Source organism: Sphingomonas trueperi (assembly GCF_011927635.1).
Classification (GTDB): Bacteria; Pseudomonadota; Alphaproteobacteria; order Sphingomonadales; family Sphingomonadaceae; genus Sphingomonas; species Sphingomonas trueperi.
In genome coordinates this window covers 320789-347628 of the sequence record NZ_JAATJB010000003.1, presented here as the reverse complement: position 1 = coordinate 347628, position 26840 = coordinate 320789, and the positions used below count along the sequence as shown (strand labels likewise).

The window sequence follows — 26840 nt, the reverse complement described above, 5'->3', positions numbered from 1 at the left end:
CGGAAGGGTGAGGGTGAGGGTGAGTCGGGTTCGAACTTACCCCAGCCGCGCCAGCGCCGCCGAAAGCCGCTCGGCCTCGGCCGCCTTCTCGGCATGATCCGCCCGCGCCTTCTCGACCGCCTCGGGTTTGGCCCGCTCGACGAAGCTCGGATTGCCGAGACGCCCGGCGAGCCCATCGCGCTCCTTTTCGGCCGCCGCGATCGCCTTGGCGAGGCGGGCACGCTCGGCCTCCAGATCGACCACATCGCCCAGCGGCATCACGAACGTCGCTTCGTCCACGACGAGCTGCAGCGCACCGCCGGCCGGCGCATCGCCCTGCGCCTGGTCCACGCGACCAAGCCGCGCCAGGGCCGCTTCCTGCCGCGCCAGACGCGCGACCGTCTCCGCCGACGCATCGCGAACGTGCAGCGCCAGCCGCGCCCCCGGCGGCACGTTGAGCTCGGTCCGCGCCGCGCGGATCTCGCTCACCAGCCGGATCAGCCAGTCGATCTCCTGCGCCGCCGACGGATCGAGCGCCCGTGCATCCGCCATCGGCCACTTCGCCACGATCAGGTCATGCTCGCGCGGCCCCATCTTCGACCACAGCTCTTCGGTGATGAAGGGCATGAAAGGGTGGAGCATGACGAGGATCTGGTCGAGCGCCCAGCCGGCGACCGCACGGGTTTCCTCCGCATCGGCGGCGGCAACGCCCTCACCCTGCAGCAATGGCTTGATCAGCTCGAGATACCAGTCGCAGAAGCGGCTCCAGACGAACTGGTAGATGCTGTTCGCCGCCTCGTCGAAGCGCAGATCGGCCAGCGCCAGATCCAGCGCCTGCACCGTCGCAATGGTTTCCGCGATGATCCAGCGGTTTACCGCCAGCTCCGCCGTCGGCGCCTCGAGATGCTTGCTCGCCGCAATGCCGTTCGCCTGGCAGAAGCGCGCGGCGTTCCACAGCTTGGTCGCGAAGTTGCGATAGCCCTCGAGCCGCTTCTCATCCATCTTGATGTCGCGGCCCTGGCTTTCCATCGCCGCCATGAAGAAGCGCAGCGCGTCAGCGCCGTACTTGTCGATCATACCCAGCGGATCGACCGTGTTGCCCTTGGACTTGGACATCTTCTGGCCGTCCGCCGCGCGGACAAGACCGTGCAGATACAGGGTCTTGAAGGGCACCTCTTTCATGAAGTGCAAGCCCTGCATCATCATCCGCGCATCCCAGAAGAACAGGATGTCGAAGCCGGAGATCAGCACGTCGTTCGAGTAGCGCCCGCCGAGCGTCGGATCGCTATTCTCGGGCCAGCCGAGCGTCGCGAACGGCCACAGCGCCGAGGAAAACCAGGTGTCGAGCACATCGGGATCACGAGTAAGCGCAACGCCCTCGCCGGCCTGCGCCTGCGCCTCTTCCTCGGTCTCGGCGACATAGGCCTGGCCGTCGGCATCGAACCAGGCCGGGATGCGATGCCCCCACCAGAGCTGGCGGCTTACGCACCAGGGCTGGATGTTCTCCATCCAGTTGAAATAGGTCTTTTCCCAGCTCTTCGGCACGATCTTCGTCGCGCCCGAGCGGACCGCCTCGATCGCCGGCTTGGCGAGCGTCGCGGCGTCGACATACCATTGGTCGGTCAACCACGGCTCGATCACCTGGCCCGAACGGTCGCCATAGGGCGTCTGGATCGTGCGCGGTTCGGCGTCGTGCTCGGCGCCTTCCTTGTCGACAAAGGGCACGAGGAAGCCCTCGTCCCTCAGCCGCTGGACGATCGCCTTGCGGGCCTCGAAGCGGTCGAGCCCGATCAGCTCGGCCGGCACGAGCCCGTCCTGCGTCTGGCAGATCGCAGCCTTGGCATCGAGCATGTTGAGCATCTCGCCGGCCTTGATGCCAGCGCGAACACCCACTTCGAAATCGTTGAAATCATGGCCCGGCGTGATCTTCACCGCGCCCGAACCGAGTTCCGGATCGGCATGCTCGTCGCCGACGATCGGGATCAGGCGGCCGGTGATCGGCAGCTTCACCTGCTTGCCAATCAGCGCCTTGTAGCGCGCGTCCTCGGGATGCACGGCCACCGCCATATCGGCCAGCATGGTCTCCGGCCGCGTCGTCGCGACCTGGATGAAGCCCGAGCCGTCCGCCAGCGGATAGCGCAGGTGCCAGAAATTGCCGCGGACTTCCTTGGTCTCGACCTCGAGGTCCGAGATTGCGGTGCCGAGGCCCGGATCCCAGTTCACCAGGCGCTTGTCGCGATAGAGCAGGCCCTGGCGGTGCAGTTCGACGAACACCTTGAGGACGGCCTTGGAGAAGCCCTCGTCCATGGTGAAGCGCTCATTCGCCCAGTCCATCGAGCAGCCGAGCCGGCGCAGCTGGCGGGTGATCTGGCCGCCGCTCTCCGCCTTCCACTCCCACACCTTGTCGACGAACGCCTCGCGGGTGAAGTCGGTGCGCTTTTGCCCCGCCGCGTTGAGCTGGCGCTCGACCACCATCTGCGTGGCGATGCCGGCATGGTCGGTGCCGACGACCCAGCGCGCGTCCTTGCCCTTCAGCCGCGCGTGGCGGACGAGAATGTCCTGCAGCGTGTTGTCGAGCGCGTGGCCGATGTGCAGGCTGCCCGTCACGTTGGGCGGCGGATTGACGATCGTCCAGGGCTCGGCGCCGGGGCGCTCGGGGCGGAACAGGCCTTCGTCTTCCCAATGGGCGTACCAGCGGGATTCGATGTCGGCGGGGTCGAAGGTCTTGGGGAGTTCGGTCATGGTGCAGGGGCTTTAGCGTCGCCGCTGCCCTGCGCACAACCCTTGGGCGTCGGCTCAGCTCAGGTTGCTGAGCACCTTGTCGACGCGGTCCAGCGTGAACGGCTTGGAGAGCACCGGCCGATCGCGGTGCGATTGGGCGATGCTGTCGTCGGCGCCGCCGGTCGCGAGCACGAAGGGGATGCCGAGCTCAGCGAGCTTGTCGGCGATCGGCCAGCTCTGCTCGCCCCCGCGCAGGTTGACGTCGAGGATCGCCGCATCGATGCCGCCCGCCCCGATCCGGTCGAGCGCCTCGGCGACGTTGTCGGCGGTACCCGCCGGCACGCGGTCCAGCGCATCGAGGAAATCCTCGAGCATCATGGCGATCAACGGCTCGTCTTCGACGATGAGAATGTTACGCGGACCCTGCATGCTACCCCCTTTGCAGGAAAAATTGTTTCGTGCCAAGCACTTATTTGACCACTAAGATCTCCTGAACCGCTTCTGCAAGTTGTTGCACCGAAAAGGGTTTCGGGAGAAAGGCGACATTGTCGAGATCGATCGAACGGCGCAATTGTTCCTCGGCATAGCCGGACATGAACAGGATCGGCAAATCGGGCCAGCGCTCGCGCACCTTGCGCGCCATGCTCGGCCCGTCCATCACCGGCATCACCACGTCGGAAACCAGCAGGTCCGGCTTCTCCATGGTCTCGATCGTTTCAAGCGCGACCTCGCCATTTTCGGCGGTAACCACCGAATAGCCCTGGCGGGTCAGCGCGCGCTCGGCGATCGCGCGGACCATGTCCTCGTCCTCGACGACCAGGATGGTGCCGGTGCCCCAGAGATCGGCGGGCTTTTCCTTGACCACCGGCAGCTTGGCCACCGCTGCCTCGGGCGCGGTATGGACCGGCAGGTAGATGGTGAACGCCGCGCCGCCGCCGGGATTGTTCTCGGCGAAGATATAGCCGCCAGATTGCTTGATGATGCCGTAGACGGTCGACAGGCCCAGCCCGGTGCCCTTGCCCACTTCCTTGGTGGTGAAGAAGGGCTCCCAGATCTTGGGCAGGATCTCGGGCGGGATGCCGGTGCCGGTGTCCGAGATGCGCAGCGCGGTATAGTCGCCGATCGGCAGGACATCATCGTCCATCCGCCGGACGTCGGCGGAGGAGACCGCCAGCGTCTCGATCGTCAGCGAACCGCCGCCGCTCGGGTTCTTGCTGAGCATCGAATCGCGGGCGTTGACCGCGAGGTTGACCACCACCTGCTCGAGCTGCCCCGGATCAGCGCGGACCGGCCCTAGGTTGCGGCCATGCTTGACGTCGAGCGACACCGTCTCGCCGAGCAGCCGCTTGAGCAGGTTGGAGACCTCGGAGATGATGTCGGGCAGCTGCAGCACCTGCGGACGCAGCGTCTGCTGGCGCGAGAAGGCGAGCAGCTGGCGGGTCAGGCTCGCGGCGCGGTTCGAGTTGGCGCGGATCTGCTGGATGTCGTCATAATCGCTGTCGCCGGGCGAATGGCGCATCAGCATCAGGTCGCAATGGCCGATGATCGCGGTGAGGATATTGTTGAAATCGTGCGCGACGCCGCCGGCGAGTTGGCCCACCGCCTGCATCTTGGTCGCCTGGGCGATCTGGCGCTTGAGCTTGCCCTCCTCGCCCGAGTCCCTGAGGCTCAGCAGCACCGCGGCATCGCCAAGTCCGCGCGCGCCGGCGATGGTGATCGCCACCGGCTCTTCCGAGGCATCCTTCAGCCGGACCGTGATCTCGAGCGATTGGGGCGCGCCGCCGGCGAAGCGGCGGACCGCGTCGGCCAATGTCGCCTTGTCCTCGCGCACCACCAGGTCGCCCGGATAGAGCGGTGGTGCTGCGGGATTCACGCGCGCAGTGCGGACGAACGCGTCGTTCATCGTCAGGAAGCGACCGTCGCGGTCGATCAGCGCGAGGCCGGTGGGTAACAGCGAGATCAGCGAATGGACGTGCGCCGAAGCGCTGCCCGCGAGCGCGGGGCTCGCGAGCGCGGTCGGCTCCTCGTCGAGCAGCGCGACCAGCAGCGGCGCCTCATCCCCTTCCAAGAACGGGATCTGGAGCACGCGGAGCGGCGTGCCTTCCATGCCTTCGCGCTGGAACCGCACCTGACCGATCGAGTCCGTGATCAGCAGACCGGCAAAGTCGCGGCCATCGGCAAGGGAATCGGCGCTGCCGAGCGCGCGGTGGCGGAACACACGGTTGGCCGAGCGGACACGGCCATCCGGGGCGACCAGCACGACCATCACCCCTGCCCCGCCCAGTCGATCGCCGGTCGGCCCCGCAAGAAGGCCCTGCACCTGCACGGCCAGGTCAAGGGCATGGATGCCGATGAAGCGCCACACCAGCGATTCGTCGCCCACGCGAACGACCCGCACCGCCACCTGCGCGCCGAACACCTGGATGTCGCTGCAACGGCTCTCGCCGTCGCGCCACGCGGCGCGGGCGCATGCGCCGAGCGCGCGCTCGCTCTCGTCGCCGATCGGCAAATTGGGGGGAGTCGGCCAGCCGCCGAACAGCGCCTCGTAGCGCGGATTGGCGCAGACCATCCGGCCGCTGCGATCGGTCACCGCCAGCGCGTCGTCGCTGGCCGAGGCGAGCGCATGGGCGATCGCCCAGTCGGTATAGCGTTCGATGCTGGTGGTCGGCGAGCGGAACAGTCGGCCCATCGCCAGCATCACCCCGGCCGCCAGCAGCGCGGCGGCAAGAAAGCCCATCGCGATCGCACGATCGTTTAGGCCGGCAAGGATCACACCCGCCGCAGCGACGCCGGTCACCACCACGGCCACGATCGGCAGCAGCAGCGACGGCTTGGGAAGTTCGGCGTCGGGCAGACTGGCCATGATGCACCGTTGTTCCGTCCCGGCGCCAGCGTCAAGCGCCGATCGCGTCAGTTCGGATGCGGCGATACGCTGATCTCAGGCGCCCAGGCTACGGAGGTGCAGCCGGCGCTTCCGCTTGCGGAGGATCCACCAGCGCCACAACAGTCCGCTACCGAAATAGCCGAGCACGGATAGCGCCACCGCGATCGTGACGAGCCCCGTTAACGTCGCCGGCCCGGCCTGGTGCAGCAGCCAGTCCAGCCAGCCCGGCGCATCCCCCGCCAGCACGTGCCGTGCAGCGCCGGGGCCGAGCATCCAGCTGCCGATCCAATAAGCGGCGACCCAGAGGGGCGGCGTGGTCAGCGGATTGGTGAAGAAGGTCGTCGCTGCAGCGGCCGGGATGTTGGCGCGCAGCGGCAGCGCGAGAAAGGCAGAGGCCGGAATTTGCCCCATCGGCACGAGAATGCCGGTCAGCATGCCCAGCGCCACCCCGCGCGGGACCGAGCGACGGGTGAAACGCCACAGGGACGAGTGCATCACGCGGCTGGCCACCGGCTTCAGCCAGCGATGCGTTTCGATCGACTCCCGGCTCGGAATCGCCTTGTCCGCCAGGCGCTGCAGGCGACCGGAGCGCGCCACGTCAGCCACGGTCGCGGAGGATGCGCGACTGCTCGCGCTTCCAGTCGCGTTCCTTGATGGTCTCGCGCTTGTCATGCGTCTTCTTGCCCTTCGCCAGCGCCAGCTCGACCTTCGCCCGCCCCTTGCCGTTGAAATAGACCGACAGCGGGACCAGCGTCATGCCCTCACGGGCGACGGCGCCGTGCAGCTTGTTTATCTCGCGCTCGTGAAGGAGCAATTTACGCGGCCGCTTCGCCTCGTGGTTGAAGCGGTTGCCGTGGCTGAACTCGGGGATGTTGGCGTTGACCAGCCATACCGCCTCGTCCTTCACCTCGGCATAGGCCTCGGCGATTGAGCCCTCGCCGAAGCGCAGCGACTTCACCTCGGTCCCGGTAAGCACCAGGCCGGCTTCATAGGTCTGTTCGATGAAATAGTCGAAGCGGGCGCGCCGGTTCTCGGCGACGGTCTTCACTTTGTCGAAGGTAGCGGGACGCGGACGGGCCATAAGACCGCGGGATGTAGGGATGCTCGGCCCGGAGCGCCAGACGTTTGTTGGCGCTCCGGTCCGAAGCTCAGACCAGCCCGGCGAATTCGAGCGCGGCGTCGACCGCCTTGCGGCTCGCCTCGCCCGCTTCGGTCATCGGCAGACGGAGTTCCTGGGGGAAGCCCGGGCGCACCCGGCCCATCGCGTACTTGACCGGCCCCGGCGAGGCATCGGTGAACATCGCGATGTGGAGCGGATAGAGCTTGTCGTGGAGCGCCAGCGCCCTGGCGTTGTCGCCCGTTGCCCAGGCGGCCTGGAACTCGGCGCAGAGCTTGGGCGCGACATTGGCCGTCACCGACACGCAGCCGACGCCGCCCATCGCGTTGAATGCCAGCGCCGTCTCGTCATTGCCCGAGAGCTGGACGAAGCCGGTGCCGCAGCCCGCGCGCTGCTCGGACACGCGACTGAGGCTTCCGGTCGCGTCCTTCACGCCGACGAACGTCTCCGGAAACGCCTGGACGATCCGCGCCATGGTGGCGGGCTGGATGTCGGTTACCGTCCGGCCGGGCACGTTGTACAGCACGATCGGCAGGTCGGTCGCCTCGGCCACCGCGGCGAAGTGGCGGAAGATGCCTTCCTGGCTCGGGCGGTTGTAATAGGGCGGCACCATCAGCGCGGCATCGGCGCCGGCATCCCTGGCGGCATGGACGTTGTCGATCGCCACCTTGGTGTCGTTCGAGCCGGCGCCGGCAAGGATCTTCACCCGGCCTTTCGCCTGATCGGCACAGACCCGCACGATGTGGAAATGCTCGTCCTTGGGCATGGTCGCGGCCTCGCCGGTGGTGCCGCAGGGCACCAGTGCCGACGAGCCTTCGGCAATCTGCCATTCGACGAGCGCGCGGAAATCCTCCTCCGCGAACGCGCCGTCATGGAACGGCGTCACGAGCGCAGGGATCGATCCAGAAAACATCGCGCGGAATCATCCTCTTTTTTCGGTAGAAACGGGGTGGCAGATACGGGCGGATCTCCTATCATGTCCAGATGGTCGGTACGGTACTCAAAGGCGCGTTGTTGTTCGCCGGTGTTTCGGGACTGGCGGCCTCCTCGCAGGTGAACCCTGCGATGCTGGCGGCCCTGGCGGGCGGCTTCGTGCCGCAGGCCCAGGCCCAGTTCGATCCGGTCAGCACGGCGCTGGTCGAATGGAAGCGCCTGCAGCAGTCGGACAATTACGCCTTTTCCGACTATGCCAATTTCCTGCTCGCGCATCCCGGCTGGCCCGGCGAGAAGAGCAGGCGCGCGGCCGCCGAGACGATCCTCGACAGCGGCACGACCATGCCGGACCTTGTGGTCCGATTCTTCACCCGCTTCCCGCCGATCACGCCCGCCGGACGCCTGCGCTATGCCGAGGCGCTCGCCGCGACCGGCCGCCGCGCCGAGGCGGAGGACCAGGCACGCCGCGCCTGGCGCGCGGGCATCCTGCGCACCACGGACGAGAGCGAGCTGCTTGCGTCCTTCGGCACGGCGCTCCGCCCCGCCGATCACGACGCACGCGAGGACATGCTGCTCTGGCAGGGGGCAACCAGCATCGCGACGCGGCAGCTACCCTTCACCTCTCCCGAGCGGCGCCCGGTGTTCGACGCGCGGATCGCCTATCGCACCAATGCCTATGACGCGGCGACCAAGGCCAGCCTGGCGGAAGCGCGCGGCGGTTCCGACCATGGCTATATCGCCGATCGCGCCCGATGGCTGGGCCAGACCGGCCAGACCCAGCTGATGCGCTCCTACCTCGCCCAGCCGCGGCGCATGGCGGGTTTTCCCGGCGACCCGGAGAAATGGTACGAGGTGCTGCTCTCGGCGGCGCGCGGCGCGGTGGCGGATGGGCAATACGACCTCGCCTATCGCATCGCCTCGCAGGTGGACGACGCCTTTCCCTCGGGCACCGACGTCAGCGATCTCTCGCTCGGCGTGCGCGACGATTATACCAGCCTCACCTGGCTCGCCGGCACCGTGGCCCTCTACAATCTCGGGCGGCCGAACGATGCCGTGGGCATGTTCGCCCGCTACGGCCATGGGTCGAAGACGCCGGGCACCCAGTCCAAAGGTCTCTACTGGGCCGGGCGCGCCGCCGAAGCGGCCGGCAATGCGACCAGCGCGCGCACCTATTATGCAAGTGCGAGCGGCTTCCCGGACCTGTTCTACGGTCAGCTCGCCGTGGAGCGGCTCGGCCAGCCCTTGCGCGGGCCGCGTGACCTCACCGGCAAGGCACCGGCGCCGGGCGCGCGCGAGGCTTTCTACCGCCGCGAACTCGTCCGCGCCGCGCAGCTGCTCGGCCAGATGGGCAACCGCAGCGACCAGAGCCTGTTCCTCCGCAAGATCGCCGAGGACGCGACGACCGAGGACGACCATCTCCTCGCCGCCGATCTCAGCCGCACGCTGGGCCGCCCGGATCTGGGCGTGATGGTCGGCCGCAGCGCGTTGCAGAACGGCCTGTCGGACTATAGCGCCGCCGGCTATCCGTCGGTGAAGGTGCCCGAGGGGCAGCGCGATTACTGGACGATCATCCACGCCATCGCGCGCCAGGAAAGCCAGTTCAACCGCGACGCGGTCAGCCGCGCCGGCGCACGCGGGCTGATGCAGCTGATGCCCGGCACCGCGCGCGAGACGGCGGGCAAGCTCGGCATGGGCTATGACGCGAGCGCGCTCAACGCCGACACCGACTATAACATCCAGCTCGGCTCGAGCTATTTCCAGCGGATGCTGACCTATTATGGTGGCTGCTACCCGCTCGCCGTGGCAGCCTATAACGCGGGTCCGGGCAACGTGAACAAATGGCTGCGAGCCTATGGCGACCCGCGCCTCCCCGGCGGCGACGTGATCCGCTGGATCGAGCAGATCCCGATCTTCGAGACCAAGAATTACGTCCAGCGCGTGCTGGAAAATGCCGTGGTCTACGACCTGATGAACCCCTCCTATGCGCGCAGCAAGGGCACGGCGAACCTCAGCTGGTATCTGGGCAAGAGCCGGCCGGGCTGATAGCGTGGGCCGATCATGAACGATCGCCCCAACTATATCACCCCCGCCGGCTATGGCGCGCTCAAGGCCGAGTACGACCAGCTGTTCGGGACCGAGCGCCCCAAGCTGGTCGAGACGATTTCCTGGGCAGCGGGCAATGGCGATCGCTCCGAAAACGGCGATTACATCTATGGCCGCAAGCGCCTGCGCGAGATCGATCGGCGGCTGGGCTTCCTCGCCCGGCGGATGAAGGCGGCCAAAGTGGTCGATCCCAGCCGGCAGGAGGATCGCAGCGGGGTGTTCTTCGGCGCCTGCGTGACGATCGCCGACGAGGACGACAACCACCGCACGCTCACCCTGGTCGGCGACGACGAGGCCGATGCCGCCAAGGGACTGGTCGGCTGGAACGCGCCGCTCGCCCGCGCGCTGCGCGGTGCCCGGGTCGGCGACCTCCGCCGCGTGACCCTGCCCGCGGGCGAGCGCGAATATGAAGTGATGGCAATCACCTATCCCTGACGCGCCGGGGTCTGCCGGGTTTGCGGCGGACCGTTCCCCTGCCCCGCCCCCCATCTGTCCCAGACTGCTACAGATACTCGCGGCCCGACATCATGGGCGTGTACAAAGGGAGCATATGGCGCAGCAGCGAATCCTGGTTTCGGGACGGGTACAGGGGGTCGGCTATCGCGACTGGGTGGTGCGCACCGCGCAGCGCGGCGGGCTCACCGGTTGGGTACGCAATCTGCGCGACGGGCGCGTCGAGGTGCTCGCCGCCGGGGAAGACACCGCGCTGGGCCTCTTCGTCGAGGCCTGCCGCGAAGGCCCGCCCATGGCGCGGGTCGAGCATGTCGAAAGCGCCGCCGTGCCCGAGGACAAGCCGCACAAGGGCTTCACCAAGCGGTTCACCGCCTGATCCGAGTGGGTCAGGGTTCGGCCAGCGCGCTGCAATCGCCGCCGAGATGCTGGCCGAACATCGGGCTTTCGGTGCCTAGTTCCGCCGCCGGGTCCTTGCCGATCTGGTAGCGGACGGTGCGGCCGTCGCCGGCATCGGCATCCACAAGCCATGCATCCTGGCCATTCACCTTCGCGCTGCCGGCCACCTTGAGCGTAAAGTGCCCCAACCCCTTGTCGTACTGGAAGAAGGGCAGATGATAGGTCTTTCCTTCAGCCAGCGGCAACGCGGCGAAGGTCAGGCCCCATAGATTGCCGTCCCATACCGTGCCGGGTGCGGATAACTGCGTCTCAGCCTTGTCCGGCCGCGTCACTTGGATCGTCCTGCCGTCATAGCGGACGCGGACATGCTCGACCCCGTTTCGGCGGCTGTCCATGCGAAGCGGCGTGAGGTCGCCACGCCGCAGCACGAAATGGTCGCGCATGTCGAACCTGCCGTCGCCGACGCGCTGGTGGACGATGATGTCCCAGACGGGGGTAGACCCCTCGGTCGCGGCGCGGACGCGCTGCCAGGTCTGGCCGATCGGCTTGCCCTCGCGGGTCAGCGCATAGCAGGCGCTGCCTTCGCGGAGACGGGAGCCGTCGGGCACCGCCATGTCCGGCAACGGCGTGGCAGCGATCAGCATCAGTGCAAGCATCCTATGGCTCCCCTCTGGTCGAGAGCCGTACCATAGCAGCAATACACCGTAGAAAAGCAAGCGCCGGATCAAGCCCCTCGGCTCGACCCGGCGCGTTCAGGCTCAGCGCGTCAGCTTCTTGTAGGCCAGCGCGGTCGGACGATCGGCGGCGTCCCCCAGGCGACGGCGCTTGTCTTCCTCATAGGCTTCGAAATTGCCCTCGAACCATTCGACATGGCTGTTGCCTTCGAAGGCAAGGATGTGGGTGGCGAGACGGTCGAGGAAGAAGCGATCGTGGCTGATCACCACGGCGCAGCCCGCGAAATTCTCGATCGCCTCTTCCAGCGCACCCAGCGTTTCCACGTCCAGGTCGTTGGTCGGTTCGTCGAGCAGCAGCACGTTGCCGCCGCGCTTCAGCATCTTGGCGATGTTGACGCGGTTGCGCTCGCCGCCCGACAGCTTGCCGACGTTCTTCTGCTGGTCCTGGCCCTTGAAGTTGAACGCGCCGACATAGGCGCGCGTCGACTGGTCGTGGCCGTTGATCTTCATATAGTCGAGCCCGTCCGAGATTTCCTCCCAGACGTTCTTGCTGTCGTCGAGGTGGTCGCGGCTCTGGTCGACATAGCCGAGGCGGACGGTCGAACCGATCTCGATGTCGCCCGAGTCCGGGGTCTCCTGGCCGGTGATGATCTTGAACAGCGTCGACTTGCCCGCGCCGTTCGGCCCGATCACGCCGACGATGCCGCCCGGCGGCAGCATGAACGAGAGGTTCTCGAACAGCAGCTTGTCGCCATAGGCCTTGGAGATGTTCTTGGCCTCGATCACCTTGCCGCCCAGGCGCTCGGGCACCTGGATGACGATCTGGGCCTTGCCCGGCGTGCGGTTTTCCTGGCTGGCGACCAGCTGCTCGAACTTGGCGATACGCGCCTTCGACTTGGTCTGGCGGGCCTTGGCGCCCTGCCGGATCCATTCGAGCTCGTCCTTGATCGCCTTCTGGCGGCCGGTGGCCTCGCGGTCTTCCTGCTCGAGGCGCTTGGCCTTCTTCTCGAGATAGGTCGAGTAATTGCCTTCGTACGGGAAATACTTGCCGCGATCGATCTCGAGGATCCAGTCGACGACGTTGTCGAGGAAATAGCGGTCGTGGGTGATCATCAGCACCGCGCCGGCATATTCCTTGAGGTGGTTTTCCAGCCAGTTGACGCTTTCGGCGTCGAGGTGGTTGGTCGGTTCGTCGAGCAGCAGGATCGACGGCTTCTGGATCAGCAGCCGGGTCAGCGCGATGCGGCGCTTTTCACCGCCCGACAGGTTCTCGACCGGCCAGTCCGACGGCGGGCAGCGCAGCGCTTCCATCGCGACTTCGAGCTGGTTGTCGAGCGTCCAGCCGTCGACCCCGTCGATCTTGGCCTGGAGATCGCCCATCTCCTCCATCAGCGCGTCGAAATCGGTGTCGTCCTTGGGATCGCCCATCTCGGCCGAGATGGCGTTGAAGCGATCGACCATGTCCGCCACTTCGCGCGCGCCGTCCTTGACGTTCTCGAGCACGTTCTTGGTCGGATCGAGCTGCGGCTCCTGCGGCAGATAGCCGACGGTGATGTTCTCGCCCGGCCATGCCTCGCCGGCGAAATCCTTGTCGATGCCCGCCATGATCTTCATGAGCGTCGACTTGCCGGCGCCGTTGGGGCCGACGATACCGATCTTGGCGCCCTGGTAGAACTGCAGGTTGATGTTGTTGAGCACCGGCTTGGGGGCGCCGGGGAAGGTTTTGGTCATGTCCTTCATGACGAAGGCGTACTGCGCAGCCACGGTGGCGGATCTCCGTTGCGAGAATTCTGGATGCTGGAAAGACGCGTGGCATGTAGCGATGCGGGCGCGGGTTGGCAACGCGGGGGTTGGCGGAGAGACCATGTCTCTCAGAGACCGACCAGCGTTCTGGAATCCCTCCACCCCACCCCCTCATCCTCCGAGGAGGAGGGAGTTAAACATGCTTTCCAAACCGCTCATCCCCCATTGCAATCGTTCCGCCGCTGGTTAGCATCCGCAGCATGACCAAGCGCCTCCTGCTTGCGGCCACTGCCGCGCTCGCCCTTCCCCTCCCCGCGCTCGCGCAGACCGCCGACCAGGTGGCCAAGGTCCGCGACGCCGCGCTGCAGGACACTGTGGCCTGGGACGTGACCGAGGGCCTCACCACCGAGATCGGCCAGCGCCTCGCCGCGACCGAAGCCGAGGCGCGCGCCCGCGCCTGGGGCGTCAAGAAGCTGACTGCGCTGGGCTTCCAGAACGTCCATATCGAGACCTACCGCATGCCGGTCTGGATCCGCGGCGTGGAAACCGCCGAAGTGCTTGGGCCGTCGGCGCAGAAGCTGACGATCGCCGCGCTCGGCTATTCGGGCTCGACCGGCGCGCAGCCGCTGGAGGCAGAGGTCGCCTATTTCGCCTCGCTCGCCGATCTTCAAGCCGCGCCTGCCGGCAGCCTCAAGGGCAAGATCGCCTTCATCGACCATGCGATGGTGCCGACCCAGGACGGCTCGCAATATGGCTATTACGGCGCCGTCCGCCGCGCCGGGCCGAGCATCGCCGCGACCAAGGGGGCCGCCGCGGTGCTGATCCGCTCGATCGGCACCGACCATCACCGCAACCCGCACACCGGCGTCACCACCTGGGCCAAGGGCGTGTCGCCGATCGCCGCCGCCGCGCTCTCCGTGCCCGATGCCGAGCAGTTGGTGCGCCTCGTCAAGCGCGGGCCGGTGCAGCTGCGGCTGAGCGTGACCCCGCAGTTCAAGGGCGAGGCCGAGTCCGGCAACGTGATCGCCGACATCCCGGGCAGCGACCCCAGCGCCGGCATCATCGTCGTCGGCGGCCATCTCGACAGCTGGGACCTCGGCACCGGCGCGATCGACGACGCCTCGGGCGTGGGGATCACCACTGCGGCTGCGCTTCACGCCGCGAAGCTCGGCCAGCCGCGTCGCACGATCCGCGTCGTCTGGTTCGGTGCCGAGGAAGTCGGCGGCTTCGGCGGCGCGGCCTATGCCAAGGCGCACGCCAAGGAGCGCCACGTGCTCGCGATGGAATCCGATTTCGGCGCCGACCGCGTCTGGAAGTTCGAGACCAACCTTCCCGAAGGCGCCAAGGCAATTGGCGACCGGCTGGAAACCGCGCTCTACCCGCTCGGCATCGAGCGCGGCCGGAGCAAGGCGCATGGCGGCACCGATGTCGAGCCGATCCTCGCGCTCGGCGTCGGCACGATCGGGCTCAACCAGGACGGGCTGCGCTATTTCGACCTGCACCACACGCCCGACGACACGCTCGACAAGATCGATCCGGCGCAGCTCCGCCAGAATGTCGCCGCCTGGGCGTCGATGCTGGCAATCGCGGCCAACGCGCCGGAGGACATCGCCGCCCTCCCCCCCGAAAAGGGCGAGTGACGGCCGGTCCCGAATTCGGGCGGAAACATGGCAAAGTCACGGCGATGCGACATATTTGGGTTTGACGCGTTGCTCGCCGTGCCCCATGCAGCGGGCTCGACGCGCGGCCCCTTTCGGCTGCGCAACGGATTTGGACGTAGGAGCAACCGGATGACCAAGCTTCGCCTGATGGCCGCGGCAGCCCTGCTGACGCCGCTTGCGGCATGCGGCGGCGGCGAAGGCAATTTGTCCGACGGCGCGAACGTCGCGCCCGAGGCCAATGCGATGATCTACCAGAACGACGCCGAGGATCGCGCCAATGCCGAGGCCGAGGCGATGATCGGCAACGCCGCGCCGGACAACGGCGTCGAACCACCGGTCGCCAACGCACAGTAAGCCGTACCGGCCGAACCCATCAGGGGCGTCCTTTCGGGGGCGCCCCTTTTTTGTGGCTCAATAGCCCGCTTCGATCGCCATCCGGACGGCATCCGCCGCGGTGCGCACGCCCAGCGCGCGGAACATCGCCGCACGGTGCATCTTGATCGTCCGCTCGGTCAGGCCGAGGTCATAGGCGATCTGCTTGTTGAGCTTGCCCGCCGCCATCGCGATCAGCACCGAGCGCTGGCGCGGGGACAGACCGTCGATCTTGTCGCGCGCGATGGTGGCGCGGTGCGCGGTACCGTCCTTCGGCCCCTCCACCTCCATCTGCGAGCCGAGGAAATATTCGAGCTCGCCATCCTCGCCGAAGATGGGCGCGACCAGCAGCGCGTTGCGGAACGGCGTACCGTCCTTCTTGTAGTTGAGAATCTCCACCATCACCGGCCGCTTCTCACGCACGCCGGCACTCAGCGCCTCGCTGAGCCACGGCTCGGTCTTGTCACCGGCGAGGAACCGGCAGTTGCGGCCGATGATTTCATCCCGGCGATACCCCGTCAGGCTGACAAAGGCGTCGTTACAATCGATGATGGGATTGTCGGGGAGCCTGGGGTTGCTAAGCACCGCGGCGACGGCGCTTCCGGCGATCATGTCGGTCAGTGGCATTGGTCGGCTTTCCGCATCCTTTTGGGGCCGCAAATCTGCATACCCTTTTGTCCATGTTCCCGGTTTCCCCCGGGTTCCTCATGTGGAGGACACTCGATGCCGGCGCGCCACGCAAATGCTGCCGGTGAAACGAAAGGTAGGCCCGATGAACTTCTTCTGCAACGATATAGAACGGGCCGACAACGAAACAGGCGCCGAAATGGTCCCCGACGACGTGCAGGAAGCGGTGCGGACGCTGCTGCGCTGGGTCGGCGAGGATCCGGAGCGCGAGGGCCTCCGCGACACGCCGCTGCGCCACGCCAGGGCCTGGCGCGAATATTGCGCCGGCTATGACGAGGATCCCGGCATGCACCTCGCCCGCACCTTCGAGGAAGTGGCGGGCTATGACGAGATCGTGCTGCTGAAGGACATCCCCTTCCAGTCGCATTGCGAGCACCATCTCGCGCCGATCACCGGCAAGGCCTCGATCGCCTATCTGCCGAAGGACCGGGTGGTCGGCATCTCCAAGCTCGCCCGCGTGCTCCACGGCTATGCCCGCCGCCTGCAGATCCAGGAGCGGCTGACCGCCGAGATCGCGCAGGCGATCTGGACGCACCTCAAGCCGGCCGGGGTCGCGGTGGTGATCGAGGCGCAGCATGGCTGCATGACCGGGCGCGGGGTGAAGACCCACGGCGTCGGCATGGTGACCAGCCGCATGCTGGGCTGCTTCCTCGAGGATCGCAGCAGCCGCGCCGAGCTGATGTCGCTGATGGGCTATTGAGCGGGACCGCGCAGATGGACGTCGTGATCCTCGGTGCCGGCATCGCCGGCCTGGCCTGTGCCGATCAGCTGCTCGCCGCCGGGCACCGGGTGACCTTGTTCGACAAGGGCCGCGGGCCCGGCGGGCGAATGTCGACCCGGCGGGTCGAGGTCGACGGCGAGACGCTCCACTTCGACCACGGCGCGCAGTATTTCACCGTCCGCGACGAGCGGTTCCGGCGCCTCGTGCAGGACTGGCAGGCGCAGGGCGTGGCCAGCCCCTGGGATGAGGCCGGGCCGGACGCCTGGGTCGGCACTCCGACGATGAATGCGCCGGTGCGCCACATGGCGTCGGCACATCAGGTGCATTTCGGGCATCATGTCGTCGGCCTGACGCGCAACGCGCAGGGCTGGCACGTCCGGCTGCAGGCGCAGCAGCATGGGCCGTTCGACGCGGCGATCATCGCGCTGCCGGCCGAGCAGGCCGCGGCGATCCTTGGCACCCACGACCTGATGATGGCGGCCGATGCGATGGCGGCACGCTCGCAGCCCTGCTGGACCGCGATGATCGCGTTCGAGGATCGCGTGCCGATCGCGGCCGACAGCATCCGCCAGCGGGGGATCATCGGCTGGGCAGCGCGCGACGGTGCCAAGCCAGGGCGCCACGATGGGGAGACCTGGGTGGTGCAGGGTCATGGCTCCTGGTCGACCCAGCATCTCGAGGACAGCGCAGATGCCGTGGCGCAGGCGCTGCTCGGCGCCCTGCTCGCGCATGCCGACGGTGCGGTGCCGGCGGTTCGCTACCTCGCCGCGCATCGCTGGCGCTTCGCGATGACGCCGGGTATCGACAAGGGCGCGCTGTGGAACGGGTCGCTCCGGCTCGGCGCCTGTGGCGACTGGCTGCAGGGCCCGCGCGTCGAGCTGGCCTGGCTCTCCGGCCACCGCCTGGGGACGATGATCGGCAGCGCGGCAGCCGCCGCCTGATCAGAGGATGGCGAGCGCCAGCGTCAGAGCACCAAGCCCCGTGGAAAGCTGGAGGCGCAGTGCGATCCAACCGTGCACGGTGGCCTGTTTGCGAGCGAGCGCAAGGTCCACGATCGGCGAGAGCAGGATCGCTGCTCCGAGCACGAGCAGCGCTTCCTGCGTGGTCCAGCCGAGCAGCCGGAGCAGCATCAGCCCCCAGGCGACCAGCGACGGCAGCACCGCGATGGTGAACAGCGCGGGGGACGCCTTCCCGCGCGCGATGCCCTGCCCCCACCAGAGCCCGCCGAGAAAGCTGAAGATCAGCGCGGCATAGCCGAACCCGGCGTCGAGCAGCGGCGCGCGGTGCATCGGCACCAACCCGAGACCGGCCGCGCAGCCGATCAGCGGCAGCAGTCCGGCATAGCCGAGCAAACGCGCGGCAGGAGCGAGCGAGGCGGGATTTTCCATGATGTCGGGATCGCCCGGGCGCCGCCAGCGCTCAACCTGTCCGAAAAGACATCGCGTGCCCAGCCCGCCCCTGCCCCACATGACCGTGCATGGCCCGCCTGATCCTCCTCCTCGGCGACCAGCTCAGCGCTGGCCTGTCCTCGCTCGCCGAGGGAGATCCGGCCGAGGACATGGTGCTGATGGCGGAAGTCGCCGAGGAGGCTCGGTACGTTCCGCATCACAAGAAGAAGCTCGCCTTCGTCTTCTCGGCGATGCGCCACTTCGCCGAGGAACTGCGGGGCAAGGGCTGGCAGGTTCGCTACACCCACCTCGAGGACCCCGAGAACCGCGGCAGCCTGGTCGGCGAGATCGAGCGTGCCCGCGAGGAACGCGACGTCGAGGAAATACTCTGCACCGAACCGGGCGAATGGCGCCTCCGCCAGGCGCTGGCCGCCGTGCCCGGCCTAACCTTCCTCCCCGACACCCGCTTCCTGATCGATCCCGGCGGCTTCCGTGCCTGGGCCCAAGGCCGCCGCCAATTGCGGATGGAGTATTTCTACCGCGACATGCGCCGCCGCACCCGGCTGCTGATGGACGGCGACAAGCCCGCCGGCGGCGAATGGAATTACGACCACGACAATCGCGGGACGCCGCCCCCCGGCACCGAGCCGCCGGCGCTCCCGGCGTTCGCGCCGGATGCGATCACCCGCGCGGTGCTGGCGCTGGTCGAGCATCGTTTTCCCGACAATTTCGGCGACCTGCAGCCCTTCGCGCTCGCCGTCACCCGCGCCGACGCCGAGAAGGCACGCGATCATTTCCTCAAGTACGCGCTGCCGCGCTTCGGCGACTATCAGGACGCAATGCGGCGCGGCGAGGCGGTGCTGTTCCACGCGCACCTCGCGCTCTACATGAACATCGGCCTGCTCGATCCGCTCGACCTCTGCCGCCGCGCCGAGGCGGAGTGGCGCGCCGGCCGCGTGCCGATCAACTCGGCCGAGGGATTCATCCGGCAGATCCTCGGCTGGCGCGAATATGTGCGCGGCATCTACTGGGTGCACATGCCGCTTTATGCCGAGGCCAACGCGCTGGAAGCGCGTCGCCCGCTCCCCGATTTCTACTGGACCGCCGCAACCGACATGGCCTGCATCCGCGACACGGTCGAGCAGACCCGCGCTTATGCCTATGCCCACCATATCCAGCGGCTGATGGTCACCGGCAATTTCGCGCTGCTCGCGGGCATCGACCCCTATCTGGTCCATGTCTGGTACATGGCGGTCTATGCCGATGCCTATGAGTGGGTGGAAATGCCCAATACCATCGGCATGGCGCTGTTTGCGGACGGCGGGATCATGGGCTCCAAGCCCTATGCGGCCAGCGGTGCCTATATCGACCGCATGTCCGATTATTGCGCCGGCTGCCGCTACCAGGTGAAGCTGAAGGCCGGGCCGGATGCCTGCCCGTTCAACTATCTCTACTGGGACTTCATCGCCCGCCACCGCGACCGCTTCGCGCGCAACCAGCGGATGGGCCCGATCGTGCGCAACCTTGATCGGATGAGCGAGGAGCGCAAGGCGGAGATCGCCGATGACGCCGCCCGCTTCCTTGACGCGCTGGTCCCCGCCGGGAGCCACTGGAATGGCTGAGCTCCTCACCGTCTGGTATGACGGCGGCTGCCCCTTGTGCACCCGCGAGATCGCGCTGATGCGGCGACTGGACCGGCGCGGGCACCTGCGCTTCGTGGATGTGCGCGACGACACCTGCAGTTGCCCGCTCGACCGCGGCGATTTGCTCGCGCGCTTCCATGTGAGCGACGCGCAAGGCCGTTTCTACAGCGGCGCGGCTGCATTCGCGGCGATGTGGCGGGCAATCCCGCTCTTGCGCCCGCTGGGATTGCTTGCACTGCTGCCCGGGGCGACATGGGCACTCGAACGGCTCTATCGCGCCTTCCTGCGCGTTCGACCCAAACTCCAGCGCTGGATGCGCGAAAGGGAACGGCATGGCGGATGATACGGGATATGACGGCCGCTCGCGGGCCGTGCCCAAGGGGCGGCTCGCCCGCTTCGGGGTGATGGGGCGGCTCGCCGGCGGGGTTGCCGGCAACGTCCTCGCCGAGGGCGCGAAGCGCCTCGTCGCCGGCGAGCGCCCGCAACTGCGCGACCTCGTCCTCACCCCCGGCAACGTCGCGCGCGCGACCGAGCAGCTGGCGCAGCTGCGCGGCGCGGCGATGAAGCTCGGGCAGATGATCTCGCTCGACGCCGGCGACGTGCTGCCCGACGAGCTCACCCAGATCCTCGCCCGCCTGCGCGACCGCGCCCATCACATGCCCCCCGCCCAGCTCCAGCAGGTGCTGGCGAAGGAATGGGGTGCCGATTGGCGCCGCCGTTTCGCGCTGTTCGAGGCGCACCCGATGGCCGCCGCGTCGATCGGCCAGGTCCACCGCGCCCGCCTGCCCGACGGGCGCATGCTCGCGATCAAGGTGCAGTACCCCGGCGTGCGCGAGAGCATCGACGCCGATGTCGACAATGTCGCGACCCTGCTCCGCCTGTCCGGCCTGCTGCCCAAGGGCCTCGACATCGCGCCGCTGCTCGGCGAGGCCAAGCGCCAGCTGCACGACGAGGCCGATTATGTCCGCGAAGCGGCGATGATGACGCGCTATGCTGACCATCTCGCTGGCGACGACCGCTATCTGGTGCCGCGCCCTGTGCCCGAACTGTCGACCATCAACGTGCTGGCGATGGACTATATCGCCGCCAAGCCGATCGAGACGCTGGAGGCGGCGGACCAGGACGAGCGCAACCGCGTCACCACCGCGCTGATCGATCTGGTACTGCAGGAGCTGTTCGCCTTCGCCTTCATCCAGACCGATCCCAATTTCGCCAACTATCGCTACCAGCCCGAAACCGAACGGCTGGTGCTGCTCGATTTCGGCGCTGCCATGCCCGTTACAGACGGTATTACAAACGGCTATCGTAACCTTCTCAAGGCTGGACTGAACAGTGATCGTGCTGCCGTGCGCGACGCCGCACAGGACCTCGGTTTTTTCAGCCCTGCCGCGCTCGAGCGCCACCCAGCCGTCATCGACCGGATGATCGCGCTGATCCTCGAACAGACCGATCGGGCCGACGATTTCGACTTCGGCGACCGTAGCTTCCTTCAGGCGGTGCGCGGCGAAGGCATGCAGATGGTCGAGGACCGCGCGGTATGGCACGTGCCGCCCGCGGACACGCTATTCGTCCAGCGCAAGATCAGCGGCATGGCGCTGCTCGCCGCCCGGTTCAAGGCACGCGTGGCGTTGCGCGGGCTGGTAGAGACGCGCCTCGCTCAATAGGGGATGCGAGCACCGTCCCAGGCGAACAGGCCGCCCGAATCCGCAGGAGCGAGCTTGCTCAGAACGCCCAAGAGGTAGCCGGCACTTCGATCTGGATTAAAAAGCTTTTCCTGCGGCACGCCACGCTGGAACGGGGCGGATAGACCGCTATCAACGGTACCCGGGTGGAGCGCCGCGACGATCGCCTGCGGGTGCGTCCGCCGCAGCTCGATCGCGAGGTTGACCATCAGCATGTTGAGCGCCGCCTTGGACGCACGATAGCTGTGCCAGCCGCCGAGCCGGTTGTCGGCGATCGACCCCACCCGCGCCGACAGTGCCGCAAACACCCCGCGGCGATCGCGCGGCAGCAGCGGCGCGAAGTGCTTGGCGATCAGCGCCGGTCCGATGCTGTTGACCGCGAACAGTACCGCCATCGCCGCGCCGTCCAGCGCGCGCAGCGCCTTTTCCGGCGAAGGGCCGCCGGGGCGGTGCAGCATCCCCGTTGCCACAAATACCAGGTCCACCGCCCCCTCCACCCCGGCGGCCGCGGCAGCGATGCTCGCCTCGTCGGTCAGGTCGAAGCCGAACGGCACCAGCTTCGCGTGCGCCGATGCGCCAGGGCGACGGCTGCCCGCGTAAATCCGCGCGATCGAGGGGTCGGCGGCGAGCTGCGCCACGATCGCGCCGCCGATCCCACCCGAAGCCCCGAACACCACCGCCTGCCTATCCATGCGCGGCACTCTCTGCGCCCCGCCTCCCCGGCGCAACCTGTCCGCACGGCCGCCGCTGAGGCCATGCGGTATACAGATGCGACCGCCTGCCCTTTTTGCGCCGCGAAATCATGGCTAGGACGACTGCGTGATGCGTGCCCTACTCCTTGCCTTTCCGCTGCTGCTCGCGAACGCCGAGGATCCGCCGATCCCGCCGACGATCAAGGCGATGCTCGACGCGGCGATGAGCTCGGGCAACGAGGCGGACGTTGCCGTCATCGTCAAATATGCCAAGACCGCCGATCCGGCGAGCGCACCGCTGGTCGCCAAGATCGCCGGCGAATGGCGATCGAGCCGTCGCGAAGTCGCGCAGCAGGCGCTGCGCGAGGCGCATTTCCTCCAGCTGGTGAAGGGCCATGTCGAGCTCGGCGGCTATGTGCAGACCGGCAACTCGGAGAATATCGGCGTCACCGCCGCAGCCGAGGTGAAGCGCGAAGGCATCGAATGGCGGCACAAGGTGCGCGTCCAAGCCGATTACCAGGAAAGCCTCGGTCTCACCACGCGCGAACGCTACCTCGCCGCCTATGAGCCTAACTGGAAGTTTGACGATCGGGCGTACATGTACGGTGCCGGGCAATATGAAAGCGATCGCTTCTCGGGCTTCGGCGACCGTGTCTCCCTCTCGGCCGGTGCCGGCTACAGCGCGATCAAGAGTTCGGCGGTCAAGCTCGACGTCGAGCTCGGCCCCGCCTATCGTTACACCCGCTTCATCGGCGCGCCGACCGAGAACAACATCGCGGCGCGCGGCTCGCTCGACTTCTCGTGGCGGCTGTCGCGCGGCATGTCGATCACCCAGCAGGCCTCGGCCTATGTCGAGAAGGACAACAGCACCGTCGCGACCAAGTCGGCGCTGCTCGCCAAGCTCATCGGGCCGCTTTCGGCGCAGTTCAGCTATACGGTGCAATATGAAAGCTCGCCGCCGCTCGGCCGCCTGACCACGGACACCACCAGCCGCGCCGCGCTCGTCGTCGATTTCTGATCGGTAGGTCGCCGGGGGTGTTCAATCCCCCCGGTTCCGCGCTACCACGCCCCCATGACCATGCTATCCGCGATCGAACGGACGGCGATCGAGCGCGCACAAGCCGCGCCGATGCTGGAGAGGACCTTGGAGTGGGCGGCGATCAACAGCGGCACCCGCAACCTGGCGGGGCTGTCCGCCATGGCGGCGACGCTGGCGGACGCCTTTTCAGTGCTGCCCGGTGCGCTGGAACTCGTCGAGCCCGAGCCGGTGGAGACGGTGGCGCCGGGCGGTGCCGTAGAGCCGCTGGCCCATGGCCGCCACCTGCTGCTGACGGTACGGCCCGACGCGCCGGTGCAGGTCCTGCTCACCGGCCATATGGACACGGTGTTCGCCGCCGATCATCCCTTCCAGCAGGCGCAGTGGCTGGCCGATGGCCGCCTCAACGCGCCCGGCGCCGCCGACATGAAAGGCGGCCTGTCGCTGATGCTCGCAGCACTCGACGCGGCCGAAGCGAGCCCGCTGGCCGAGCGTTTCGGCTATACGGTGCTGATCAACTCGGACGAGGAGACGGGGTCGCTCTCCTCGCGCGCGCTGATCGCCCGCGCCGCGCTGGGCAAGACGGCCGCGCTCACCTATGAGCCCGCGCTGCCCGACGGCACCCTCGCCGGGGCGCGGGGCGGAACGGGCAATTTCTCGCTCGTCGTCCATGGCCGCAGCGCCCATGCCGGCCGCAACCCCGAAGAGGGCCGCAACGCGCTCGTCGCCGCGGCGGCGCTGGCGGTGATGCTGGCCGATGCGAAGGCGCCCGGGCTGTCGGTGAACCCGGCGCGGATCGACGGCGGCGGCCCCAACAATGTCGTGCCCGACCTCGCCATCCTGCGGGTGAACTTCCGCCCCGGCGATGCCGCCGCGACCGCCCGCGCGCAGGCCGCGCTCGATGCCGCGATCGCGCAGGTGTCGGCCGCGCACGAGGTCCGCATCGAACTGCACGGCAGCTTCAACCGCCCGCCTAAGCCGATCGACCCGGCCGCCGCCCGCCTGTTCGACCTCGTCCGCGACGCCGGCGCCGATCTCGGCATCCCGATCGCCTGGAAAGCGACCGGCGGCGTCTGCGACGGCAACAACATCGCGGCGTGCGGGGTGCCGGTGGTCGACACCATGGGCGCCCGCGGCGGCGCCATCCATTCCATGGAGGAATTTCTGATCCCCGAAAGCCTGCCCGAGCGCGCCGCGCTCTCGGTCCTCACCCTGCTCCGCCTTGCCGAGCGGGGCCGGCCATGAGCAGCTTCCGCATCCGCGCCGCACGCGACGAGGATCTTCAGCATCTGTATGAGATGGCGAAGCTAACCGGCGGCGGTTTTACCAATTTGCCGCCGGACAAGCCCGCCCTTCGCGCCAAGCTCGATCGCAGCCATGCCGCCTTTGCGCGCGGCGAGGATGCGGAGGTCGCGGACGACCTGTTCGTGCTGATCCTCGAAAATGTCGAAACCGGCGAGGTGCGCGGCACCTGCCAGATCTTCACCCGCGTCGGCGACAAATGGCCCTTCTACAGCTATCGCATCGGCACGGTTACCAAGCATAGTCAGGAACTTAAGCGGACCTTCCGTGCGGAGATCTTAAGTCTTGTCAACGACCTGGAAGGCTGCAGCGAAGTCGGCGGGCTGTTCCTTCACCCGGGCGAACGCGCCGGCGGCCTGGGGCTGCTCCTCGCCCGCGCCCGCTATCTGTTCATCGCCCAGCACCGCGCGCGTTTCGCCGACCGAATCCTCGCGGAACTGCGCGGGGTGATCGACGAGGCCGGCGGCTCGCCCTTCTGGGACGGGGTCGCCGGGCGCTTCTTCGGGATGAATTTCCAGCAGGCGGACGAGTTCAACGCCACCCATGGCAACCAGTTCATCGCCGATCTGATGCCCAAGCATCCGGTCTATACCGCGATGCTATCGGAAAGCGCGCGGGCGGTGATCGGCCTGCCGCATCCCTCGGGTCGCGCGGCGATGCGGATGCTGGAAAATGAAGGATTTGCGTTCGAAAGCTATATCGACATCTTCGATGGTGGCCCGACCATGACCGCCCGCACCGACCAGGTGAAGACGGTCCGCGAAACCCAGCGCGCGACCATCGCGGCGATCGCTGGCGGCGGCGAGCCGGCGCTGGTCGCCTCGGGCACCTTGTCGGAGTTTCAGTCCGCGCTGGCGCAAATCACCCCGTCCGAAGGCGGCATCACGCTCGACCCGGTCTCGGCCGAGGCGCTGGGCCTGTCGGTCGGCGACAGTGTGCTGTGGGTGGCGCGCTGATGCTCGTCGAGATCAATTTCGACGGGATCGTCGGGCCCAGCCACAATTATGCCGGTCTCAGCCCCGGCAACCTCGCCGCGACGCGTAACCGCGGCGCCGTCTCCCACCCGCGCGCCGCCGCCTTGCAGGGCGTCGCCAAGATGCGCGCCAATCTCGCGCTCGGTCTGCACCAGGGCATTCTGCTGCCCCATGCCCGGCCCGACCATCACTGGCTGGCCCAGCTCGGGCTCCGCTACGAGCAAGCACCGCCGCACAGCCAGGCCCAGGCGCTTTCCGCCTCGCCGATGTGGGCCGCCAACGCGGCCACGGTCTCACCCGCGCCCGACACCGCGGACGGCCGCTGCCACCTGAGCGTGGCCAATCTCGTGACGATGCCCCATCGCAGCCACGAATGGCCGGAGACGCTGGCGCAGCTCCGCCTCGCCTTTGCCGATCCCGCCTTTGCGGTCCACGGACCGGTGCCGCCCCCCTTCGGCGACGAGGGCGCGGCCAACCATATGCGGCTCGCACCTGCGCACGGCGCGCCAGGCGTGGAAGTCTTCGTCTACGGCGTCGCCGGCGGCCCCTTCCCCGCGCGCCAGCATCCCGATGCCAGCGCCGCGGTCGCGCGGCGGCACCTGCTCGATCCCGAGCGCACCCTGTTCGTCCAGCAATCGGAAGAGGCGATCGCCGCCGGCGCTTTCCACAACGATGTCGTCGCGGTGACCAATGGCCGGGTGCTGTTCGCCCACGAACAGGCCTTTGCCGACAAGGACCGCTTTTACGATCAGCTCCGCACCGCGATGCCCGAGGTCGAGATCGTCGAAGTGCCCGCCGACCAGGTGAGCCTCGCCGACACCATCGCCTCCTATCTGTTCAACGCCCAGCTGGTCACCGTGCCGAGCGGCGACACCGTGCTGGTCGTGCCGAGCGAGGCGCGCGATACGCCCGCCGTATGGAACTGGCTCGAGGCCCATGTCGCGGGGAACGGACCGATCCGCCGGGTCGAGGTGGCAGACGTGCGCGAATCCATGGCCAATGGCGGCGGCCCCGCCTGCCTCCGCCTGCGTGTCGTCGCCGATCCGGCGACGATCGACCCGCGGTTCCTGGTCGATACCGCCAAGCTCGATCGCATCGCTGCGGTCATCGAGGCGCACTGGCCCGAGGCGATCGACCCGAACGCGATCGCCGATCCGGCGTTGATCGCCCGCATCGAAGCCGCGCGCGCGGCGCTGTTCGAGGCGCTCGACCTTGTCGGGTTACTTGACAGTTTACCATGACCGCCCGCTGAGAAACGCCGCTGTCCTGCGATTGGCACGCGGCTTGCTAAGTGGTGGCCATGCTGTACCGCATCGGCCGCCTCTTCGTGATCAAGTCGAAGTTCGAAGCCTTTCTGGTGATCTTCGGGCTCGCCAACGGCGCGGTCGAGCGCGGCTTCCATTATATGAGCCTGTATCCGGGCCTGGGCGGCAAGCTGCTGTTCGCGGTGTGCCCGATCGCCGTGTTCATGGCCGGCGGCAAGATCCTCGACAGCCTCGAAGCGCGCGCCTGACCCCGGAAACACAAACCCCCGCCGAGCAGGTGCTCTGGCGGGGGTAATGGCGCCCCAGCGTGGATAAATGGGACGAATACGAGTCGCAGCTTATACTACGCTAGAGCTGCCACCTGCCGCCTAGAACCGCCGCTCCGCGCCGGCACCTACGCCCACGTGCTACGAC

Annotated in this window: 26 protein-coding genes; 15 read left to right on the top strand and 11 right to left on the bottom strand. The window is 67.7% G+C overall.

Annotated elements, in window-relative coordinates; all coding sequences use genetic code 11:
* Positions 1-36: 36 nt before the first annotated feature.
* The 6 genes from GGR89_RS07430 to dapA all read right to left on the bottom strand — a co-directional run bounded on the left by GGR89_RS07430 (position 37) and on the right by dapA (position 7614).
* A complete protein-coding gene (locus GGR89_RS07430; protein WP_125974442.1) occupies positions 37-2721 on the bottom strand; it encodes a valine--tRNA ligase in 2685 nt (894 codons plus the stop codon).
* A 54-nt stretch (positions 2722-2775) separates the two neighbouring features.
* Complete coding sequence (locus tag GGR89_RS07425; protein WP_125974444.1) at positions 2776-3129, bottom strand: response regulator; 354 nt, start codon at positions 3127-3129, stop codon at positions 2776-2778.
* A gap of 40 nt (positions 3130-3169) precedes the next feature.
* On the bottom strand, positions 3170-5563 hold the full coding sequence (locus GGR89_RS07420) for a hybrid sensor histidine kinase/response regulator (RefSeq protein ID WP_125974446.1): 2394 nt from the start codon (positions 5561-5563) through the stop codon (positions 3170-3172).
* Between the two features lie 75 nt (positions 5564-5638).
* Positions 5639-6190, bottom strand: a complete 552-nt coding sequence (locus GGR89_RS07415) for a DUF2062 domain-containing protein (RefSeq protein WP_342449835.1) — start codon at positions 6188-6190, stop codon at positions 5639-5641.
* On the bottom strand, positions 6183-6665 hold the full coding sequence (gene smpB, locus GGR89_RS07410; protein ID WP_010545579.1) for an SsrA-binding protein SmpB: 483 nt from the start codon (positions 6663-6665) through the stop codon (positions 6183-6185). Before smpB ends, GGR89_RS07415 begins: the two co-directional genes overlap by 8 nt.
* A gap of 67 nt (positions 6666-6732) precedes the next feature.
* A complete protein-coding gene (dapA, locus tag GGR89_RS07405) occupies positions 6733-7614 on the bottom strand; it encodes a 4-hydroxy-tetrahydrodipicolinate synthase (RefSeq protein WP_125974450.1) in 882 nt (293 codons plus the stop codon).
* A 71-nt stretch (positions 7615-7685) separates the two neighbouring features.
* On the opposite strand from dapA, the gene GGR89_RS07400 reads away from it, so the two are divergent.
* The 3 genes from GGR89_RS07400 (at position 7686) to GGR89_RS07390 (ending at position 10566) form a co-directional block, all read left to right on the top strand.
* Complete coding sequence (locus tag GGR89_RS07400; RefSeq protein WP_125974452.1) at positions 7686-9677, top strand: lytic transglycosylase domain-containing protein; 1992 nt, start codon at positions 7686-7688, stop codon at positions 9675-9677.
* A 15-nt stretch (positions 9678-9692) separates the two neighbouring features.
* On the top strand, positions 9693-10172 hold the full coding sequence (gene greB / locus GGR89_RS07395; protein ID WP_125974454.1) for a transcription elongation factor GreB: 480 nt from the start codon (positions 9693-9695) through the stop codon (positions 10170-10172).
* Between the two features lie 115 nt (positions 10173-10287).
* The gene (locus GGR89_RS07390; RefSeq protein ID WP_125974456.1) at positions 10288-10566 is read left to right on the top strand and encodes an acylphosphatase; all 279 of its coding nucleotides are present in this window, start codon (positions 10288-10290) and stop codon (positions 10564-10566) included.
* A gap of 10 nt (positions 10567-10576) precedes the next feature.
* Here GGR89_RS07390 and GGR89_RS07385 read toward each other — a convergent pair whose 3' ends face one another.
* Positions 10577-11242, bottom strand: a complete 666-nt coding sequence (locus GGR89_RS07385; RefSeq protein WP_125974458.1) for a DUF3108 domain-containing protein — start codon at positions 11240-11242, stop codon at positions 10577-10579.
* Positions 11243-11344: 102 nt separating this feature from the next.
* Positions 11345-13024 (bottom strand): energy-dependent translational throttle protein EttA, encoded by a 1680-nt coding sequence (gene ettA, locus GGR89_RS07380; protein WP_125974460.1) that lies wholly within the window; start codon positions 13022-13024, stop codon positions 11345-11347.
* A 239-nt stretch (positions 13025-13263) separates the two neighbouring features.
* Here ettA and GGR89_RS07375 point away from each other — a divergent pair, with 239 nt between their 5' ends.
* Together GGR89_RS07375 and GGR89_RS07370 are read left to right on the top strand one after the other, a co-directional pair.
* On the top strand, positions 13264-14643 hold the full coding sequence (locus GGR89_RS07375; RefSeq protein WP_125974462.1) for a M28 family peptidase: 1380 nt from the start codon (positions 13264-13266) through the stop codon (positions 14641-14643).
* A gap of 150 nt (positions 14644-14793) precedes the next feature.
* The gene (locus GGR89_RS07370; protein ID WP_125974464.1) at positions 14794-15018 is read left to right on the top strand and encodes a hypothetical protein; all 225 of its coding nucleotides are present in this window, start codon (positions 14794-14796) and stop codon (positions 15016-15018) included.
* Positions 15019-15075: 57 nt separating this feature from the next.
* Here the strand turns inward: GGR89_RS07370 and GGR89_RS07365 are convergent, their stop codons facing one another.
* Positions 15076-15663 (bottom strand): helix-turn-helix domain-containing protein, encoded by a 588-nt coding sequence (locus GGR89_RS07365; RefSeq protein ID WP_164521794.1) that lies wholly within the window; start codon positions 15661-15663, stop codon positions 15076-15078.
* 145 nt (positions 15664-15808) lie between these two features.
* On the opposite strand from GGR89_RS07365, the gene folE reads away from it, so the two are divergent.
* Both folE and GGR89_RS07355 read left to right on the top strand, forming a co-directional pair.
* Entirely contained in the window at positions 15809-16423 is a 615-nt protein-coding gene (folE, locus tag GGR89_RS07360) for a GTP cyclohydrolase I FolE (protein WP_125974466.1), read from the top strand.
* A gap of 14 nt (positions 16424-16437) precedes the next feature.
* Positions 16438-17385, top strand: coding sequence for an NAD(P)/FAD-dependent oxidoreductase (locus tag GGR89_RS07355; RefSeq protein WP_125974468.1), 948 nt, complete (start codon positions 16438-16440; stop codon positions 17383-17385).
* On the opposite strand, the gene GGR89_RS07350 is transcribed toward GGR89_RS07355, so the two are convergent.
* Positions 17386-17832, bottom strand: a complete 447-nt coding sequence (locus GGR89_RS07350) for a DUF3429 domain-containing protein (RefSeq protein ID WP_125974470.1) — start codon at positions 17830-17832, stop codon at positions 17386-17388. It abuts the gene before it with no gap.
* 89 nt (positions 17833-17921) lie between these two features.
* On the opposite strand from GGR89_RS07350, the gene GGR89_RS07345 reads away from it, so the two are divergent.
* From GGR89_RS07345 to GGR89_RS07335, 3 genes are read left to right on the top strand one after another with little or no spacing between them, the layout of a single operon-like run.
* Positions 17922-19454: a cryptochrome/photolyase family protein gene (locus tag GGR89_RS07345; protein ID WP_125974472.1), complete on the top strand. Its 1533-nt coding sequence runs from the start codon at positions 17922-17924 to the stop codon at positions 19452-19454.
* A complete protein-coding gene (locus tag GGR89_RS07340) occupies positions 19447-19818 on the top strand; it encodes a thiol-disulfide oxidoreductase DCC family protein (RefSeq protein WP_125974473.1) in 372 nt (123 codons plus the stop codon). The genes GGR89_RS07345 and GGR89_RS07340 overlap by 8 nt, the downstream gene beginning before the upstream one ends.
* Positions 19808-21139: an ABC1 kinase family protein gene (locus GGR89_RS07335; RefSeq protein WP_125974475.1), complete on the top strand. Its 1332-nt coding sequence runs from the start codon at positions 19808-19810 to the stop codon at positions 21137-21139. The genes GGR89_RS07340 and GGR89_RS07335 overlap by 11 nt, the downstream gene beginning before the upstream one ends.
* Here the strand turns inward: GGR89_RS07335 and GGR89_RS07330 are convergent.
* Entirely contained in the window at positions 21133-21849 is a 717-nt protein-coding gene (locus tag GGR89_RS07330) for an SDR family NAD(P)-dependent oxidoreductase (RefSeq protein ID WP_125974477.1), read from the bottom strand. The two genes, GGR89_RS07335 and GGR89_RS07330, sit on opposite strands and share 7 nt — an antisense overlap.
* A 130-nt stretch (positions 21850-21979) precedes the next feature.
* Here GGR89_RS07330 and GGR89_RS07325 point away from each other — a divergent pair, with 130 nt between their 5' ends.
* From GGR89_RS07325 to GGR89_RS07305, 5 genes are read left to right on the top strand one after another with little or no spacing between them, the layout of a single operon-like run.
* A complete protein-coding gene (locus GGR89_RS07325; RefSeq protein ID WP_125974479.1) occupies positions 21980-22867 on the top strand; it encodes a DUF481 domain-containing protein in 888 nt (295 codons plus the stop codon).
* A gap of 54 nt (positions 22868-22921) precedes the next feature.
* Positions 22922-24130, top strand: a complete 1209-nt coding sequence (locus GGR89_RS07320; protein ID WP_125974481.1) for a hydrolase — start codon at positions 22922-22924, stop codon at positions 24128-24130.
* A complete protein-coding gene (locus GGR89_RS07315) occupies positions 24127-25143 on the top strand; it encodes an arginine N-succinyltransferase (protein ID WP_125974483.1) in 1017 nt (338 codons plus the stop codon). The genes GGR89_RS07320 and GGR89_RS07315 overlap by 4 nt, the downstream gene beginning before the upstream one ends.
* Positions 25140-26402: an N-succinylarginine dihydrolase gene (locus tag GGR89_RS07310; protein WP_125974515.1), complete on the top strand. Its 1263-nt coding sequence runs from the start codon at positions 25140-25142 to the stop codon at positions 26400-26402. The genes GGR89_RS07315 and GGR89_RS07310 overlap by 4 nt, the downstream gene beginning before the upstream one ends.
* 59 nt (positions 26403-26461) lie before the next feature.
* On the top strand, positions 26462-26674 hold the full coding sequence (locus GGR89_RS07305) for a hypothetical protein (RefSeq protein WP_125974517.1): 213 nt from the start codon (positions 26462-26464) through the stop codon (positions 26672-26674).
* The last annotated feature ends 166 nt before the right edge of the window (positions 26675-26840 follow it).